The organism is Lelliottia sp. EB106-05-01-XG201 (assembly GCF_058791735.1).
This window is the reverse complement of the sequence record NZ_JBYTDV010000001.1, coordinates 2789015-2807451: the sequence shown is the minus strand read 5'-3', so window position 1 is coordinate 2807451 and position 18437 is coordinate 2789015. Positions and strand designations below refer to the sequence as shown.

Annotated in this window: 17 protein-coding genes; 14 read left to right on the top strand and 3 right to left on the bottom strand. The window is 55.0% G+C overall.

Annotated features, from left to right (window positions below; translation table 11 throughout):
• Positions 1-383: 383 nt before the first annotated feature.
• From astC to astE, 5 genes are read left to right on the top strand one after another with little or no spacing between them, the layout of a single operon-like run.
• On the top strand, positions 384-1604 hold the full coding sequence (gene astC / locus AC3WS9_RS13155; protein WP_285144775.1) for a succinylornithine/acetylornithine transaminase: 1221 nt from the start codon (positions 384-386) through the stop codon (positions 1602-1604).
• On the top strand, positions 1601-2635 hold the full coding sequence (gene astA / locus AC3WS9_RS13150; protein ID WP_492488774.1) for an arginine N-succinyltransferase: 1035 nt from the start codon (positions 1601-1603) through the stop codon (positions 2633-2635). Before astC ends, astA begins: the two co-directional genes overlap by 4 nt.
• Positions 2632-4119 (top strand): succinylglutamate-semialdehyde dehydrogenase, encoded by a 1488-nt coding sequence (astD, locus tag AC3WS9_RS13145; RefSeq protein WP_492488772.1) that lies wholly within the window; start codon positions 2632-2634, stop codon positions 4117-4119. Before astA ends, astD begins: the two co-directional genes overlap by 4 nt.
• Complete coding sequence (gene astB, locus AC3WS9_RS13140; protein ID WP_492488770.1) at positions 4106-5431, top strand: N-succinylarginine dihydrolase; 1326 nt, start codon at positions 4106-4108, stop codon at positions 5429-5431. Before astD ends, astB begins: the two co-directional genes overlap by 14 nt.
• 9 nt (positions 5432-5440) lie before the next feature.
• The gene (gene astE, locus AC3WS9_RS13135; RefSeq protein WP_285150722.1) at positions 5441-6406 is read left to right on the top strand and encodes a succinylglutamate desuccinylase; all 966 of its coding nucleotides are present in this window, start codon (positions 5441-5443) and stop codon (positions 6404-6406) included.
• A 77-nt stretch (positions 6407-6483) separates the two neighbouring features.
• On the opposite strand, the gene AC3WS9_RS13130 is transcribed toward astE, so the two are convergent.
• Entirely contained in the window at positions 6484-8037 is a 1554-nt protein-coding gene (locus AC3WS9_RS13130; protein ID WP_285150721.1) for a fibronectin type III domain-containing protein, read from the bottom strand.
• 653 nt (positions 8038-8690) lie between these two features.
• Here AC3WS9_RS13130 and AC3WS9_RS13125 point away from each other — a divergent pair.
• From AC3WS9_RS13125 to ves, 3 genes are all read left to right on the top strand, one after another.
• Positions 8691-9533 carry a LysR family transcriptional regulator gene (locus AC3WS9_RS13125; RefSeq protein ID WP_285150720.1) on the top strand — a complete coding sequence of 281 codons (843 nt, stop codon included), beginning with the start codon at positions 8691-8693 and terminating at the stop codon, positions 9531-9533.
• Between the two features lie 333 nt (positions 9534-9866).
• A complete protein-coding gene (spy, locus tag AC3WS9_RS13120; protein ID WP_282495000.1) occupies positions 9867-10355 on the top strand; it encodes an ATP-independent periplasmic protein-refolding chaperone Spy in 489 nt (162 codons plus the stop codon).
• A gap of 296 nt (positions 10356-10651) precedes the next feature.
• Positions 10652-11209 (top strand): environmental stress-induced protein Ves, encoded by a 558-nt coding sequence (gene ves, locus AC3WS9_RS13115; protein WP_285150719.1) that lies wholly within the window; start codon positions 10652-10654, stop codon positions 11207-11209.
• Here the strand turns inward: ves and cho are convergent.
• Together cho and nadE are read right to left on the bottom strand one after the other, a co-directional pair.
• Positions 11187-12092, bottom strand: coding sequence for an excinuclease Cho (cho, locus tag AC3WS9_RS13110; protein ID WP_390889507.1), 906 nt, complete (start codon positions 12090-12092; stop codon positions 11187-11189). The two genes, ves and cho, sit on opposite strands and share 23 nt — an antisense overlap.
• Positions 12093-12309: 217 nt before the next feature.
• The gene (gene nadE / locus AC3WS9_RS13105) at positions 12310-13137 is read right to left on the bottom strand and encodes an NAD(+) synthase (RefSeq protein ID WP_285150718.1); all 828 of its coding nucleotides are present in this window, start codon (positions 13135-13137) and stop codon (positions 12310-12312) included.
• A gap of 231 nt (positions 13138-13368) precedes the next feature.
• Between nadE and osmE the strand changes: the two genes are divergently transcribed.
• From osmE to AC3WS9_RS13075, 6 genes are all read left to right on the top strand, one after another.
• Entirely contained in the window at positions 13369-13713 is a 345-nt protein-coding gene (osmE, locus tag AC3WS9_RS13100) for an osmotically-inducible lipoprotein OsmE (RefSeq protein ID WP_100780498.1), read from the top strand.
• Between the two features lie 258 nt (positions 13714-13971).
• The gene (gene chbB, locus AC3WS9_RS13095; protein WP_282495004.1) at positions 13972-14292 is read left to right on the top strand and encodes a PTS N,N'-diacetylchitobiose transporter subunit IIB; all 321 of its coding nucleotides are present in this window, start codon (positions 13972-13974) and stop codon (positions 14290-14292) included.
• Between the two features lie 81 nt (positions 14293-14373).
• Positions 14374-15732, top strand: a complete 1359-nt coding sequence (gene chbC, locus AC3WS9_RS13090) for a PTS N,N'-diacetylchitobiose transporter subunit IIC (RefSeq protein WP_095281701.1) — start codon at positions 14374-14376, stop codon at positions 15730-15732.
• 45 nt (positions 15733-15777) lie between these two features.
• Positions 15778-16125 (top strand): PTS N,N'-diacetylchitobiose transporter subunit IIA, encoded by a 348-nt coding sequence (gene chbA / locus AC3WS9_RS13085; RefSeq protein ID WP_282495005.1) that lies wholly within the window; start codon positions 15778-15780, stop codon positions 16123-16125.
• Between the two features lie 24 nt (positions 16126-16149).
• On the top strand, positions 16150-16971 hold the full coding sequence (gene chbR / locus AC3WS9_RS13080) for a transcriptional regulator ChbR (RefSeq protein ID WP_282495006.1): 822 nt from the start codon (positions 16150-16152) through the stop codon (positions 16969-16971).
• A gap of 115 nt (positions 16972-17086) precedes the next feature.
• The gene (locus AC3WS9_RS13075; RefSeq protein ID WP_492488765.1) at positions 17087-18436 is read left to right on the top strand and encodes a 6-phospho-beta-glucosidase; all 1350 of its coding nucleotides are present in this window, start codon (positions 17087-17089) and stop codon (positions 18434-18436) included.
• Position 18437 lies beyond the last annotated feature (1 nt).

The window sequence follows — 18437 nt, the reverse complement described above, 5'->3', positions numbered from 1 at the left end:
GCCGCCTGTTATCGGGTTCAGCCAATAACTGCAACAGATCATCCCGTTGGTGCAATTTTTGCACCATTTCGACGCGCCTTGCCCTCAAAGGGGGCGTAAACGGTCGATAAATTTCGCGAGCGATCACAATTCCAGAATTATATTTTGCCTGTGCATAATATTTCTCGTTTTCGTCCCGCGAACCGCCGCTTGTCGTAAAAATATTCACTTATTATGCACTAACAGTGAATAAATCCATATTCTAACTTATTGATATTCTGTCACCTCAAGGCGTTTATGCATTTTTATCGCTGGCTGGCACGAACTCTGCAATCTACATTCACAGTGCAAACACTCAATTATTTAACATTTAAACAACTTCTTATTTACCGGATGAGGTCGCTATGTCTCTGTCAATTACGCGTGAAAATTTTGATGAATGGATGATGCCGGTTTACGCTCCGGCGGCTTTTATTCCGGTACGCGGGGAGGGCTCACGCCTGTGGGATCAGCAGGGCAAAGAGTATATCGATTTCGCGGGCGGGATTGCGGTGAACGCGCTGGGACACGCACACCCGGCGCTGCGCCAGACCCTGAACGATCAGGCGGCGAAGTTCTGGCACACGGGCAACGGTTACACCAACGAGCCTGCCCTGCGCCTGGCGAAAAAACTGATCGACGCCACCTTTGCCGAAAAAATCTTCTTCTGTAACTCCGGCGCAGAGGCCAACGAAGCGGCCCTGAAGCTGGCGCGTAAATACGCCCATGACCATTTCGGCGCACAGAAAAGCGGGATTGTGGCCTTCAAAAATGCCTTCCACGGTCGCACGCTGTTTACCGTCAGCGCCGGTGGACAACCTGCCTATTCGCAGGATTTCGCCCCGTTACCGCCGGATATTCGTCACGCGGTGTTTAACGATCTCCAGTCCGCGAAAGAGCTGATCAACGACAACACCTGCGCGGTGATCGTTGAGCCGATGCAGGGCGAGGGCGGCGTGGTCCCGGCGGAGAAAGCCTTCCTGCAAGGGCTGCGCGAGCTGTGCGACCAGCACAACGCGCTGCTGATTTTTGATGAAGTTCAGACCGGCGTTGGCCGTACCGGCGAGCTGTATGCCTATATGCACTACGGCGTCACCCCGGACGTGCTGTCGACGGCGAAAGCATTAGGCGGCGGTTTCCCGATCGGCGCGATGCTGACCACCAATAAATGCGCCAGCGTGATGGTCGTCGGCACCCACGGCACCACGTACGGCGGTAACCCGCTGGCCTCGGCGGTCGCCGGACAGGTGCTGGATATCATCAATACGCCAGAAGTACTGAACGGCGTGAAGCAGCGTCACGACTGGTTTGTTGAGCGCCTGAATGCGATCAACAGCAAGGTCGGCATGTTCAAAGAAATTCGCGGTCTGGGTCTGTTAATTGGCTGCGAACTGACGGCTGAATTTGCCGGAAAAGCTAAACTTATTTCACAGGAAGCGGCAAAAGCGGGTGTGATGGTGCTGATCGCGGGCGCGAACGTGGTGCGTTTTGCTCCGGCGCTGGTGGTAAGTGAAGAAGAGGTCACCACCGGATTAGATCGCTTTGCGCTGGCCTGTGAACAGGTGAAATCCGGGGTGTCATCATGATGGTCATCCGTCCCGTTGAGCGCGGCGATCTCGCCGGGCTTATGCAGCTTGCCGGTAAGACGGGAGGCGGGCTGACCTCGCTTCCTGCCGACGAAAAAACGCTGTCGGCGCGCATCGAGCGCGCCATCAATACCTGGCAAGGGACGGTGCCGAAGAGCGAACAGGGATACGTCTTTGTTCTGGAAGATACTGACACAGGAACTGTGGCCGGGATTTGCGCCATCGAAGTGGCGGTCGGCCTCAATGAGCCCTGGTACAACTACCGCGTCGGCACGCTGGTTCACGCTTCGAAAGAGCTGAATATCTACAACGCGCTGCCGACGCTCTCTCTCAGCAACGATCACACGGGCAGCAGCGAGCTTTGCACGCTGTTCCTCGATCCTGAGTGGCGCAAAGAGGGCAACGGCTATCTGCTCTCGAAATCGCGCTTCATGTTTATGGCCGCCTTCCGCGATCGCTTTAACGAAAAAGTGGTGGCGGAGATGCGCGGCGTGATCGACGAAAAAGGCTACTCCCCATTCTGGGAAAGCCTCGGCGAGCGCTTCTTCTCGATGGAATTCAGTCGCGCGGACTACCTGTGCGGCACCGGGCAGAAAGCCTTTATCGCCGAGCTGATGCCGAAACACCCGATCTACACCCATTTCCTCAGCCCCGAAGCCCAGGCGGTGATTGGCGAAGTCCATCCGCAGACCGCCCCGGCGCGCGCGGTGCTGGAGAAAGAGGGTTTCCGCTACCGTAACTACGTCGATATTTTTGACGGCGGCCCGACGCTGGAGTGCGATATCGATCGCGTCCGCGCCATCCGTAAAAGCCGTCTGGTGACCGTCGCCGAAGGGCAGCCTGCGCCGGGCGAATGGCCGGCCTGTCTGGTGGCGAATGAACAGTACGACCATTTTCGCGCCATGCTGATCCGCGCGAACCCCAAATGCGACCGCCTGGTGCTGACCGCAGCCCAGCTGGATGCCCTGAAATGTAGCGCAGGCGACACGGTGCGCCTGGTGCGACTCTGCCCCGAGGAGAAAACAGCATGAGTTTATGGATTAATGGCGACTGGGTGACGGGCGAAGGCGAGCGTCGCGAGAAAACTAACCCGGTGAGCAAAGAGGCGCTGTGGACCGGTACCGATGCCAGCCCCGCACAGGTGGAACAGGCCTGTAAAGCGGCGCGTGCGGCGTTCCCGGCGTGGGCGAAACAGCCCTTTAGCCTGCGTCAGGCGGTGGTCGAGAAATTTGCCTCCCTGCTGGAGGCCAACAAGGTCGAGCTGACCAGCATTATCGCCCGCGAAACCGGTAAGCCGCGCTGGGAAGCGACGACCGAAATCACGGCGATGATCAACAAAATTGCTATCTCCGTAAAGGCGTATCACACCCGCACCGGCGAGCAGCATACCGACATGGCCGACGGCGCGGCAACGCTGCGCCATCGTCCGCACGGCGTGCTGGCGGTGTTTGGTCCGTATAACTTCCCCGGCCATCTGCCGAACGGCCACATCGTGCCTGCGCTGCTGGCGGGCAATACCGTGATTTTCAAACCGAGCGAGCTGACGCCGTGGACGGGTGAAGCGGTGGTCAAACTCTGGGAGCAGGCGGGTCTGCCGCCGGGCGTGCTGAACCTGGTGCAGGGCGGACGCGAAACCGGTCAGGCTCTGAGCGCCCTGAGTGATATCGACGGCCTGCTGTTTACCGGCAGCGCGGGGACGGGTTATCAGCTGCATCGCCAGCTGGCGGGGCAGCCGGAGAAAATTCTGGCGCTGGAGATGGGCGGGAATAACCCGCTGATTGTCGAAGACGTGGAGGATATCGACGCCGCCGTGCATCTGACGATTCAGTCGGCGTTTGTCACCGCCGGGCAGCGCTGCACCTGCGCGCGTCGTCTGCTGGTGAAGCGCGGGGCGCAGGGCGATGCCTTCCTGGCCCGTTTAGTCGAAGTGACCGCGCGCCTGGTGCCCGACGCCTGGGACGCCGATCCGCAGCCGTTTATCGGCGGGCTGATCTCCGAACAAGCCGCGAACAATGTGGTCAACGCCTGGCGCGAGCACGTTGCGCGCGGCGGGAAAAGCCTGCTGGAGCCGAAGCTTGTCCAGCCGGGTACGTCCCTGTTAACGCCGGGGATCGTGGAGATGAGCGGGGCGAGCAATGTCCCGGATGAAGAGACGTTCGGGCCGCTGCTCTGCGTCTGGCGTTACGACGATTTCGACAGCGCGATTGCGATGGCGAACAACACCCGCTACGGCCTGTCGAGCGGGCTGATTTCACCGGATCGCGAGAAATTCGACACGTTGCTGATTGAAGCGCGCGCCGGAATTGTGAACTGGAACAAACCCCTGACCGGTGCGGCAAGCACCGCGCCGTTCGGTGGCGTGGGCGCCTCCGGCAACCATCGCGCCAGCGCCTGGTATGCGGCGGATTATTGCGCGTGGCCGATGGCGAGCCTCGAAACGCCTGCATTGACCCTGCCGGAAACCCTCAATCCGGGGCTCGATTTTACGCAAGGGGATCGTCATGAAAGCGCATGAGGTCAACTTTGACGGGCTGGTGGGGCTGACTCACCACTACGCCGGGCTGTCGTTTGGCAATGAGGCCTCAACGAAGCACCGCTTCCAGATTTCGAATCCTAAGCTGGCGGCGAAGCAGGGGCTGCAAAAGATGAAAGCGCTGGCTGACACCGGTTTCCCGCAGGCGGTGATCCCGCCGCAGGAGCGCCCGAACGTCGAGGTTCTGCGTCAGCTCGGGTTTAGCGGCAGCGACGAACAGGTGGTTGAAAAAGCGGGGACGCAGGTGCCGCATCTGCTGTCGGCGGCAAGCTCCGCCTCGTCCATGTGGGTCGCCAACGCCGCCACCGTCGCGCCCTCAGCGGATACCCTCGACGGCAAGGTGCATCTCACCGTCGCCAACCTGAATAACAAATTCCATCGCGCGACCGAGGCGGTGACCACCGAGCGCGTGCTGCGCGCCATTTTCAGCGATGCTGAACGGTTCAGCGTTCACGAAGCGCTCCCGCAGGTGGCGATGTTTGGCGATGAAGGGGCGGCAAACCATAACCGTCTGGGTGGTAACTACGGCGACCCGGCGACGCAGCTGTTTGTCTACGGACGCGACGAGAGTGGGCACAACGCACCCGTGCGATACCCGGCGCGTCAGACCCTGGCGGCGAGCCAGGCGGTGGCTCGGCTGAATCAGGTCAATCCGGGGCAGGTGGTTTTTGCCCAGCAGAATCCAAATGTTATCGATCAGGGCGTCTTCCACAACGACGTGATCGCCGTGTCGAACCGTCAGGTGCTGTTCTGCCACGAACAGGCGTTTGCCCAGCAGGATAAGTTGCTTGCCGCGCTTGACGAGCGCGTGCCGGGCTTTACGCCGATTCAGGTCCCGACGCACGCCGTGAGCGTGCAGGATGCGGTGGAAACTTACCTGTTTAACAGCCAGTTGTTGAGCCGCGACGACGGCAGCATGCTGCTGGTCCTGCCGCAGGAGTCGCAAAACCATCAGGGCGTGTGGCGATATCTGACGGAACTGGTGAAGGCCGACAACCCGATCAGCGAGCTGAAGGTGTTCGACCTGCGTGAAAGCATGGCCAACGGCGGCGGCCCGGCCTGTTTGCGCTTGCGCGTGGTGCTGACCCAGGCCGAAATGCAGGCGGTGAATCCGGCGGTGATGATGAATGACACCCTGTTTAACACGCTGAATAACTGGGTCGATCGCTACTATCGCGATCAGCTGACGCAGGCGGATCTGGTTGATCCGCAGCTGCTGCGCGAAGGCCGCGAAGCGCTGGACGCTCTGACCTCGATCCTGCAGCTGGGATCGGTTTATCCGTTCCAGCGCTAAGGAGAGAGGATGGAGAATTTACTGGCGCTGACCCTGGCGGACGAAACGCCTGCGCAAACCGAAGGTGAGGGCGCGACCTTTCGCTGGAAATGGCTGGGGCGCGGGCTGCTCGAACTGACGCCGCTCGAGGCGTGTGAACGTGCTCTGGTGCTCTCGGCGGGCGTTCATGGCAATGAAACGGCCCCGGTGGAAATTGTCGATCTGCTGCTCCGCGCGCTGTTTCACGGGGATATTCCGCTGCGCTGCCGCGTGCTGGTGGTGCTCGGGAACCCGGTAGCGCTGGCGCAGAACAAACGTTATCTGGTGAGCGATATCAACCGGATGTTTGGCGGGCGCGCGGCGCAGTTTGCGCCCTGTGAAGAAACCGAACGGGTGCCGGTGCTGGAGAAGGCGGTCAGGGATTTTTATGCGACAGCCGGGGAAGATCGCTGGCATCTGGATCTGCACACTGCCATTCGCGCGTCGTATCACGTGCGTTTCGGCGTGCTGCCCCAGCGCGAGCTGCCGTGGGATGAAACTTTCCTCGAATGGCTGGGCGATGCGGGCCTCGAAGCGCTGGTGTTCCATCAGTCGCCGGGCGGGACTTTCACCCATTTCACCTGTGAGCATTTCGGCGCGCTGGCCTGTACCCTTGAGCTGGGTAAAGCCCTGCCGTTTGGACATAACGATCTGACGCGTTTTGCGCCTACCCATCTGGCGCTGCGGGCGCTGCTCTCAGGCGCTGAGCCGGAACCGCATGCGGAGCCGGTGGAGCGTTATCGCGTCGTGCAACAGCTCACCCGTCGCAGCGAGGCGTTTCAGCTGCATATGGCGGCGCATACCCTGAACTTCACGCCGTTCCGCCAGGGGATTTTGCTGGCAGAGGACGGGGGCGAACGCTATGAAGTGCAGAAAACGACGGAGTACGTGCTGTTCCCGAATCCGTCGGTGGCACTGGGGTTGCGGGCGGGGTTGATGCTGGAGAAGGTGACGTAAATCGGCGGAACGCATTTTTAAAACGAATAAACCCTGATCGCGTGGCGCTCAGGGATTTTCTTTGACCCCTTAACGGGTTAAGCGTTTTTGTGCTGATAATCGGCAATCACCTTGCTGTAACCCCAGGCAAAGAGATCGTGGTCGCGGTTCTCGCTCCAGCCCGACAACATCCCCAGATTAACCTTTTTCGCATAATCCAGAAGCTGCGACTGATTGTCGAGGGTGAAGGTCTGGCCCTGCACATCGTTGTCCCCGAACATCGGCGTTGCGCCGGTTCGACGCCACGCCTGTTTAGCGCTCAGCTGCGGCCAGTTCGCCACGATCTGCGTGTTCATCGCGTCGAGCGCATTTTTGACACCGGTAAACATATCCGCAGGCGAATCCGCGCCAAAGTCCATCGTCATGCCATTGATCATCGAAGGCAGGATATCGGCATCCGCCAGCATGGCAATGAAATCAATCCCGTAGGAGCTTAAGCCCTGGCTGGAGGCGCTGTTTTGCCCGTCAACCGGGAGGGTGTAAGAGACCTGCAGTGACGGGTTGGCGCGCATGATGGCTTCGACCACTACTACATGACGCGTCAGGACATCCGGCTGGGCCAGGACTTCGCCCTCAAGATCGAAATCGATGTATTTCAGGGCGTAGTTATCAATGATCTGCTGATACCAGTCGATCAGGGTATCGGTATCTGCCACGGCTTCTTCGATGGGAATACCGGCGGAGCCGCCAAATGAAATCGCCACATCACCCCCGGCGGCGCGCAATGACGCAATATCGTCTTTCGCCAGGCTACTGGTGCGGGCGTCAAAGGCGGGATCGCTTTGTCCGCCCCAGGCGGGCATCGGCGTGTTGTCGGCGCTGTTGGTCCCGGCAACAATAAATGCCAGCGTATAGTTCTTGATGCCCGAAGCGTCCAGACACATCCCGGTGGTTAACTGCGGGTAGGCCATGTAATCGATATAGGGCGCAACGGAGAAGCGGTACTCGCCCGGGTCCGGCACCGCGGTTTGCGTCGTGAAGGAGACGACGTCAGAGATGGCCGAGGTATTTCCCGCGACATCCACGGCTTTGACGGTGGCGGTATAGGCGGTGAGTTCCGTTAAACCGGTAATGATGGCGCTGGCTGCGTCTACGGAAAGCTGAGTTTTGGCAGAGCCCGCCGCGTACTCGACGATATACCCGACCACGAGAACATTGTCCGTTGAAGGCTGCCAGACGAGTGATGCGGTTTTCGCCCCGGTTCCGGTGACCGTCAATCCCTGTGGAACGGAAGGGGCATCTGAGTCGGGTGGTGCGTCGGCGGAGGCGCCATTGACGACAAACCCGGTTGGCAGCGCGCCCAGTTGTTCCCCGCCATTAATACCGATCGCAAACTCCACGGAGCCCTGAGCGGGAACCCTGTTGTCGTCGGTTAAATATCCGCTTACCGAGCTGCCGCTGACGGAAAATGCGAAATTAAGATCCTGACTCGGCTGTTGTCCTGCCGCGAGGGTGAAGGCTATCAGCGGATTAACAATATCGCTGTCGGTCATATTATAAAGGGTGATGATACAGTTATCGTAATAGGGGGCCGGAGTGTCACCAGATTCCCATTTTGCATAAGCAATGACGGCCTGAACGGTATTTTTCATAATTAACACCTTGATGTACGTGAGTGGTTTAACATTAAGCAGATGCTTAGCTGTCGAGTTTGCCCGGGGAGGAGATATTTTCCCGGCGGGGTGAAGACAGATTACGAACTTCGCCTCGGCTAATTTCTTATTTTGCGAAATAATTGTGTCTATTTTGGCGAGGGGATTCAGGGTGTCTCAAAAGCCGGGTAATCCGCTTTGTGAGTGTGGTTGATATTATGATTGTGTAACAACTTGTTGTTTTAACTATTTAATTTAATAAAACTGTTTATGATTTGTGTGTCATTGTTCGCTTTAAATCAATACGTTAGCATTTTTGTTTTCATGGTAATTATTTATCGCGTTATTAAAATTTATTTTAAGGCATTGAGAACTATTATGTTTCTTATTCTCGCCCGTTTTCTTCCGCGCTAAACCACGATACCATGACAAATAGGTGTGTCTTGTGAAGAGGATAAATAACTAAATTAAGCGGCGTAAGAGGTGTTTATTTTTCCTCAGGATTATTGATTTCCTGATTTGAAAAAATTGTTTCCCGGACGGAAACGCATTTTATTGCAATAGCGCAACAATGACTCTTTGCTGCGCAACCCGTTTGTTGCGCAAAAAAATGTATTAACGAATTTTTTACGAGGCTAGCTATGGGGATATTTTTGTCAAAGAAGATGCGTTACTTCATGGTTATCATGAGAAACAAAAATTTTGGCAAGGCGGCGGAAGAGTTGTGTATCACCCGGTCGCCTTTGAGTAAGGTCTTAACCGAGCTGGAAATGTCGCTGGGAGGCAAGTTGTTTAGCCGAAAGCATAACGATCTCGAGCCGACGCAGCTGGCCTGGGATTGCTACAACCGATGCCTGCCCGCCTATCAGAATCTGCTGGCATTTGAAGACAGTCTCAGGACAAACCCTCACGACACGCAAATGCTCATCTATTTTGATATCTCCGTTCCTCAAATCCTCTTCCATCATTTACAGCGCGTTTTCCAGTCGGAAAATCTCAAATTCGAAACCCACAGAACCCAGCTGACTCATGAGGATTTTAGTGCACTGACCTATCAGCCGAATACGGCCGTGCTGGCGTTCAGGCCGCTGGATTCTGAGCCTGGCTTGCAGTGTGATTCCTGGCACGGTTGCCACCATGTCATTTTGCGCAAGCGAATGACCGATACCCCGAGCGGCAAGCCGAAATTCTTCGTCTGGAGGGATCAGCATACGGCACTGTATAAAGCCAGGATCAAAAACATCCTTGGCCCGAAGGGTATTGACCCTGAGTTTATTGAACACAACCACGACCTCTTCACGCTGCTCTCCTTCGTGCGGGCGGGGAAGGGGATGTGCGTTTCGTCTGAGAAAATGGCGCAGATTTTTCGCCTTGAAGGGATCGAGGTTGAGCACATTGAAACGTCTTATATTCGTTGCTTCGTTTATCATCATGCAGACACCCGGCAGATGAGCCTGATCAACGCTTTTAAGGATCTGCTGGTGGAGTTTGTCTGATGATTTATCCCGGTCGCTGAGGCCTGTATCCTCTATGAGGTTTTAATAAAGAGAGTGCTGACGATCTTTTTGCAGATTATTCCTGGATAACTGCTTTATTATTAATCGGCACTTCGCTATACTTCTTCATAATCTCTTTAAAATCATCGTATTGAATATTTTTGTTTCAACTCTCCACGCTTTATCCTTAATTCCTCCACATTTGGCGATAATTTGTTTTTTACACTTTCATTGTTTTACCGTTGCTCTGACTAATTGACGATAAACCCCGTAAAGTTAATCTCGTCAACACGGCATAGCGCCGAAGAATAACTGAAAGAAAGGAAAACAATTATGCGTAAATTAACTGCACTGTTTGTTGCTTCTACCCTGGCTCTGGGCGCTACCAGCATGGCGTTCGCCGCAGATACCGCGACCACCACCGCAGCGCCAACTGAAGGCAAGATGATGCATCACAAAGGTAAGCCGGGTATGCATCACGATATGATGTTTAAAGACCTGAACCTGACCGATGCGCAGAAACAGCAGGTGCGCGACATCATGAAAAGCCAGCGTGACCAGATGAAACGTCCGCCGCTGGAAGAGCGCCGCGCAATGCATGACATCATTGCCAGCGACAGCTTCGATAAGGCAAAAGCCGAAGCGCAGATCGACAAAATGGCCGAGCAGCACAAAGCCGGAATGCTCGCCCGCATGGAAACTCAGAACAAGATCTACAACATTCTGACCCCGGAACAGAAAAAGCAATTTAATGCCAATTTTGAGAAGCGTCTGACAGAACGTCCGGCGCCAGAAGGTAAAATGGCTCCGCCTGCTGAATAATCAGCACAAACTATTAAGACCGCCGGAAACCTGTCCACATAAGCGCAATCGCTGTGGACAGGTCCGGCGGTTTTTTCTTTCGCACCCTCTTGTCACGCGCCGCCATCACGGTATGCTCCTGTAGTCGGTTTTAAGAATGAGTAGCAGAGTCAGGGCGTTAGTGTTTTTTTCATCACGACACTAAGGCCTCTTCCCATTGCTGCCGATAATACGCCTGTGAACACCTAACGATAACAATCAAGACAGCGACGCGATATATCGTCGCCCTGGCGCAGGTGCGCCTTTCAGGAGTGGTGATGGATTTTTTTGATATCCGCAAGATGCCGGTGAACCTCTGGCGAAATGGCGCGGGCGAAACCCGTGAGATCTGTTGCTTTCCCACGGCGACCCGTGATTTTCACTGGCGCGCCAGCATTGCTTCTATCGCCAGCAACGGCGAATTCTCATTATTTCCCGGTGTCGATCGGGTAATTACCCTGATTGAGGGCGGCGAAGTGACCCTCGATGCGGGCCACACCTTTTGCCATACCCTGAAACGTCATCAGCCGTTCAGTTTTGCGGGCGACCATCCGGTGAAAGCGAAGCTCACCGAAGGGCAGATGTCGATGGATTTTAATATCATGACCCGCCGGGATTGCTGTCAGGCCAAAGTGCGGGTGGCTGACCGTACCTTTACGACGTTCGCCTCGCGCGGCGGCGTGGCGTTTGTTTTAAGCGGGGCGTGGCAGTTAGGGGATAAACTTCTCACCGCCGACCAGGGCGCCAGCTGGCAGGATGGAACTCACACCCTGCGCTTACTGGAATCCGAAGGTACGCTGCTGTTCAGTGAGATCACCTGGCTGCCGGGGCATTAAGCTCGATGATCTCATACTCGCCGGAGAGCAACGGTTTACAGAGAATTTTGTAGCCGTCGTGATCAAAACCGGCGGGGGTTTTCAGCAGGGCCGTTGCCTCTTTTAAGGTGTCGACGGCACCCAGCCACAGCCAGTTATGAATGATGTGATAGTGCGTCATCTCATGGCTGCCTTCTTTCAGCGCAATCGCGCCATCCCACGGCCAGCAGGTGACGCGCAGTGCGGCCAGTCCGGCCACTAATCTCGCCTGATGATCTTCCACGCTCTCTTTACCGCAGCAGGCACCGGCACAGCGTTTTAACGCCGAGCGAAAACAGGCGCGCCCGCGGGTGAGGGATTCCAGACCTAATAATCCGTAGCACAGCTTTTCCGCGTCCGCGATGGTTTGCAGGGCCTGCAGCGCTGCGCGGCGGTTGGCAAACAGCCCGTGCAGATTCTGCGCGTGAGAGAAATCAATCTCGCGGGCATAGACCACCTGCGGTTTGCCGTCGGTGATTTGCAGGGAGCAGAGCTGACGGTTGCGGCGCAGACGTTTGTTGAACAGCGGCTGCTGCTCTTTAATCAGCCGGGCTTCGAGCAATAATGCGCCGAGTTCACCGGCGGTTTGCATCCAGGTGATGCGCCGCGACTGGCGCAGCATCGCGGCCTCGTCGGGGGTGCGTAAATGTGATAACACCCGGCTGCGGATATTGACGCTTTTGCCGATATAAAGCGGCATGGCGTCGCTTTCGCCATGAAAGAAATAGACGCCGGGCTGTTTCGGCAGAGCTTCCAGCCAGGGGCGAAGATGTTCGGGATATTCGTAGATGGCCGCCGCTTCAAATTCCAGTCGCGGGGCGGATTGACGCCTGCTCACAAAAGACTCCTGATACTGTTCAGGCATACAGTGTAGCAGAGAGGTGCCGGTTAAAAAAGAGACAAATGCCGGGTGGCGGCTTCGCCTTACCCGGCATGACTGACCGGTGCGGTCTGGTGCCCTCACCCCAACCCTCTCCCACCGGGAGAGGGCGCAAACATTAAAAACGGCAACTTGCGTTGCCGTTTTACATTTACCTTGTAGGCCGGATAAGCGCAGCGCCATCCGGCAACAGGTGCGAAAATTACCGCTTCCAGAAATCGTCGAAAATCGTAATTGGCGTGTGGCGCTTGTGCTCGGTTTTCAGATACCAGCCTTCAATGGTGCGGGCGATCTTCTCATCGAGGGTTTTGCCTTCCAGATAATCGTCGATGTTTTCGTAGGTCACGCCCAGCGCGACTTCATCCGGCAGAGAAGGGCGGTCGTCTTCGAGATCGGCGGTCGGGGCTTTCTTATATAAGTGCTCCGGGCAGCCAAGCGTGGCGAGAAGCTGCTTACCCTGGCGCTTGTTGAGGCGGAAGATCGGGTTGATGTCGGTGCCGCCGTCGCCGTATTTGGTGAAGAAACCGGTCACGGCTTCTGCCGCGTGATCGGTGCCGACCACCACGCCTTTGGTCATCCCGGCGATGCTGTACTGCGCTTTCATGCGCTCGCGGGCTTTCTCGTTGCCGCGTACGAAATCGCTCAGTTCAATTCCCGCTTCGCGCAGGGCCTGCTCGCTGGCCAGGACTGCGCCTTTGATGTTCACAGTGAGAACACGGTCAGGCTGGATAAAGGCAATGGCGTCCTGGCAATCCTGCTCGTCGGCCTGCACACCATAAGGAAGGCGCACGGCGATAAACTGCAGGGTCTCGTCGCCGGTTTCCTGACGCAATTCTGAGATCGCCATCTGGCACAGTTTGCCGGTCAGGGTCGAGTCCTGGCCGCCGCTTATCCCCAACACCAGCGACTTCAGGAAGGCGTTGGTGTTGAGATAGTCTTTCAGAAAATCGATACTGCGGCGGATTTCATGATTTGCGTCGACAGCGGGCTTTACGCCAAGCGCCTGAATAATCTCTTGTTGCAGAGCCATTACGCCCTCCATTAGCAAAAACGAAGCAGAATGAGTATCCGTTAAAACTAACCCTTTGGGCGTAAAACGACAAGGATCACAGTTTCGAGTGCGGCAAATTGCGACGATTTAGTAGGTTATCGTTGTTTTATTAGAATTTTCCGAAAAACATGCCGCTTCGTAGTCAAAGTTGATGAATAGGATTTTTTGTTCCATGCTTAGATAACACGCTGATAAACAAGAGGACGGAATATGAACAAGAATGTAGCGGGAATTCTGAGCGCAGCGGCGGTATTGACTATGCTGGCAGGGTGTACAGCTTACGATCGTACAACCGATCAATTCACACAGCCGGTGGTTAAAGATGTGAAGAAGGGTATGAGTCGTGCGCAGGTTGCGCAGGTGGCGGGTAAACCTTCTTCAGAAGTCACCATGATCCACGCACGTGGGACGTGCCAGACCTATATTCTGGGTCAACGGGATGGTAAAGCAGAAACCTACTTCGTAGCACTGGATGACACGGGACACGTGATCAATTCCGGTTACCAGACCTGTGCTGAGTACGATACCGACCCGCAGGCTCCTAAGGCGCAATAACCTGTAGCCTGCGCAATGTCACAAACCGGCCTCTGGGCCGGTTTTTTTGTGCCTGCAATAATCTTATTTCTTATCGCGAATTATTTGCCTAAAATGTGAGGGTAGTCAAAACGCCAGGTCAAGGAGAGACAATTGTGATGTGTCTGGAATTATCCCCTCCCTGCGCCATGCCGTATACTCCATTCAATGATAAACAATAGTAACACTCACAAACGGCCTGAAGGGCGAGGGTGAGGGTCATACAAGAGGGAAGTTGCTATGGAAAAGAAACATATCTACCTGTTCTGCTCTGCGGGCATGTCAACGTCGCTGCTGGTGTCTAAAATGCGCGCGCAGGCTGAAAAGTATGAAGTTCCCGTTGTTATCGAAGCGTTTCCTGAAACGCTGGCAGGCGAAAAAGGCCAGAACGCGGACGTGGTATTACTCGGACCACAAATCGCTTACATGCTGCCAGAAATCCAGCGTTTATTACCGAACAAACCTGTGGAAGTGATCGATTCTGTGCTGTACGGCAAAATTGATGGTTTGGGTGTGCTTAAAGCTGCAGTCGCATCAATTAAAAAAGCTGCCGCTAATTAAATTTTAAATTTTTCCCGTCAAAGAGTTATTTCACATACTTACGCCGCAATATTTTCATTGCGGCATTTAAGGGTAATTTCTATGAGTCAAGTTATTAGCTCTCTTGAAAAGGTCCTCCTTCCTTTTGCTGTTAAAATAGGAAAGCAGCCGCATATTAATGCGATCAAAAACGGCTTTATTAAATTAATGCCGCTGACCCTCGCAGGGGCCATGTTCGTTTTAATCAATAACGTCTTTTTAAGTTTCGGCGAAGGCTCGTTTTTCTATTCTATGGGCATTCGGTTAGACGCTTCCACCATTGAGACCCTGAATGGTTTTAAAGCCATCGGCGGCAACGTGTACAACGGTACGTTGGGCATTATGTCGCTGATGGCGCCTTTTTTCATTGGTTCCGCGTTAGCTGAAGAACGAAAAGTTGACCCGATGGCCGCCGGTCTTTTAGCGGTCGCGGCCTTTATGACCGTCACCCCCTACAGCGTGGGCGAAGCCTATGCGGTCGGTGCCAACTGGCTCGGTGGACAGAACATTATCTCCGGGATGGTGATTGGCCTGATCGTGGCAGAAATGTTTACCTTTGTGATTCGTCGCAACTGGGTCATTACCCTGCCAGACAGCGTGCCGTCCTCCGTATCACGCTCTTTCTCGGCGCTGATTCCTGGCTTCCTGATTCTGTCGATCTTCGGCATTATCTCCTGGCTGCTCGCCAACCACGGCAGCAACTTCCACCAGATCATCATGGACTCCATCTCCACGCCGCTGGCATCCATGGGCAGCGTAGTGGGCTGGGCTTACGTTATCTTTAACTCCCTGCTGTGGTTCTTCGGCGTGCACGGATCTCTTGCGCTGACCGCGCTGGATAACGGCATCATGACCCCGTGGGCACTGGAAAACATCGCTCTGTACAACCAGTATGGTTCTGTTGAAGCAGCGATTGCAGCCGGTAAAGAGTTCCACTTCTGGGCGAAACCGATGCTGGACTCCTACATCCTGCTGGGTGGCTCCGGGGCAACGCTGGGTCTGATTATCGCTATCTTCATCGGCTCACGCCGTGCGGATCACCGTCAGGTGGCGAAACTGGCCCTGCCGTCAGGCATCTTCCAGATTAACGAACCGATTCTGTTTGGTCTGCCGATCATCATGAACCCGGTGATGTTCATCCCGTTCGTCCTGGTTCAGCCGATTCTGGCTGCCATTACCCTGGCTGCTTACTCGATGGGGATTATCCCACCGGTGACTAACCTCGCACCCTGGACCATGCCAACCGGTTTAGGCGCCTTCTTCAACAGTAACGGCAGCATCGCCGCACTCTGCGTGGCCCTGTTCAACCTCGGTGTCTCAACGCTGGTTTACCTGCCATTCGTGGCGGTGTCGAACAAGGCGCAGGCGGTACTTGATGAGCAGGAAAGCGAAGAAGATATCGCTAACGCACTGAAATTCTAAGTTGTCCGGCGCGGGGAAACCCGCGCCAGTATAAGGAGAGAGAAGATGTTTGATTTGGATAATGTTGTGGCAGAAGAGGCGGTCGAGAACGATCTGGAAGAAGTGGTGATGGGGCTTATCATCAATTCCGGACAGGCACGCAGCCTGGCATATGCCGCCCTCAAACAAGCCAAGCAGGGCGATTTTGCCGCCGCGAAACGGATGATGGATCAGTCGCGCACCGCGCTGAACGAAGCTCACCTGGTACAAACTAAACTGATTGAAGGTGACCAGGGTGAAGGTAAAATGAAGGTGAGTCTGGTGCTGGTACACGCCCAGGATCATTTGATGACCTCCATGCTGGCTCGCGAGCTGGTGACCGAGCTCATCGAGCTTCACGAGAAGATGCAATAAGTCAGGCCGCAGGAGGTAAACACGATGGAAATTAAAACCGCATTTGAGCAGCAACTGTTTAACGGCAAGAATTTTCACGTGGTTATCTACAACAAAACCGAAAGCGTGAGTGGCCTGCATCAGCATGATTACTACGAGTTCACGATTGTTCTGACCGGGCGCTACTACCAGGAGATCAACGGCAAGCGCGTTCTGCTGGAGCGCGGGGACTTTGTCTTCCTGCCGATGGGGTCGTATCACCAGAGCTTTTATGAATTTGGTGCCACGCGTATTCTGAACGTCGGTGTCAGCAGACGTTTCTTCGAGAAACACTACCTGCCGCTGGTGCCGTTCTGTTTTGTCGCCTCACAGGTTTATCGCATTAAAAACGAGTTCATGACCTGGATCGAAACGGTCATCGCCTCGCTGAACTTCCGCGACAATGAGTTTGATGAGTTCATTGAAACGGTCACTTTTTATGTGATGAACCGCCTGCGCCATCATCGCGATGAGCAGCAGGTGATCGATGATATTCCGCAATGGCTGCGTACCACCGTCGAATTAATGCACGACAAACATCAGTTTGGTGACAGTGCGCTGGAAAATATGATTGCGCTGTCGGGGAAATCGCAAGAATACCTGACCCGCGCCACCCAGCGTTATTATCAAAAAACACCGGTGCAGATTATTAACGGCATCCGCATTAATTTCGCCAAAAAGCAGCTGGAAATTACCAACTATTCGGTCACCGATATTGCCTATGAGTCGGGTTATAGCAGCCCGAGCCTGTTTATTAAGACCTTTAAAAAATTCACTTCGTTTACGCCAAACAGCTACCGTAAAAATTTAACGGTAATGAATAATTAATTGACTCGCGGCGAATTAACTCGCCAGAAATATTGACTTAAACGCTTGCCCAAATTAGCGGGAATGCCACGCTATACTTTGCAGGCGGTTAACCTGATACGCTAAGGGAGATATTATGCAAAAGAAATTGAAAGTCGTGACAATCGGCGGCGGCAGCAGCTATACCCCGGAACTGCTCGAAGGTTTTCTGAAACGTTATCATGAACTGCCGGTCAGCGAATTATGGCTGGTGGACGTCGAAGAAGGGCAGGAGAAACTCGATATTATTTTCGAGCTCTGCCAGCGCATGGTGCAGAAAGCCGGCGTCCCGTTAACCGTATTCAAAACCCTGGATCGTCGCGAAGCGCTGAAAGACGCGGACTTCGTCACTACCCAGCTGCGCGTCGGCCAGCTGAAAGCGCGTGAACTGGACGAACGCATCCCCCTGAGCCACGGCTATCTGGGCCAGGAAACCAACGGCGCGGGTGGTCTGTTTAAAGGGCTGCGTACCATTCCGGTGATTTTTGACATCGTCAAAGACGTGCAAGAGGTCTGCCCGCAGGCGTGGGTGATCAACTTCACCAACCCGGCCGGGATGGTGACGGAGGCGGTCTACCGCCACACCGGCTTCAAACGCTTCATCGGCGTGTGCAACATTCCGATCGGCATGAAAATGTTCATCCGCGATGTGCTGAAGTTGACCGACAGCGACGATCTCTCCATCGACCTGTTCGGCCTGAACCACATGGTGTTTATCAAAGATGTGATCGTTAACGGCGAATCCCGTTTTGCCGAACTGCTGGACGGCGTGGCTTCTGGCCGCCTGACCGCCGGTTCCGTGAAAAACATCTTCGACCTGCCGTTCAGCGAAGGGCTGATTCGCTCCCTGAACCTGCTGCCATGCTCCTATCTGCTCTACTACTTCAAGCAGAAAGAGATGCTCGCCATCGAAATGGGCGAGTACTATAAGGGCGGCGCGCGTGCGCAGGTGGTGCAGAAGGTTGAGAAACAGCTCTTTGATTTGTATAAAGATCCGAACCTCAACGTTAAACCGAAAGAGCTGGAGCAGCGCGGCGGGGCGTACTACTCCGATGCAGCCTGTGAAGTTATCAACGCGATCTACAACGACAAACAGGCCGAGCACTATGTGAACGTGCCGCATCACGGACACGTCGACAACATCCCGGCAGACTGGGCCGTTGAAATGACCTGCATTCTGGGGCGCGACGGGGCGAAGCCGCACTCACGCATTACCCATTTCGATGACAAAGTGATGGGCCTGATCCACACCATCAAAGGCTTCGAAATTGCTGCCAGCCATGCGGCCCTGAGCGGTGAGTTCAACGACGTGCTGCTGGCGCTGAACCTAAGCCCGCTGGTGCATTCGGATCGCGATGCGGAATCGCTGGCGCGTGAAATGATCCTCGCCCATGAGAAATGGCTGCCAAACTTTGCGGCCACGGCTGAGAAGCTCAAACAACGCTAAG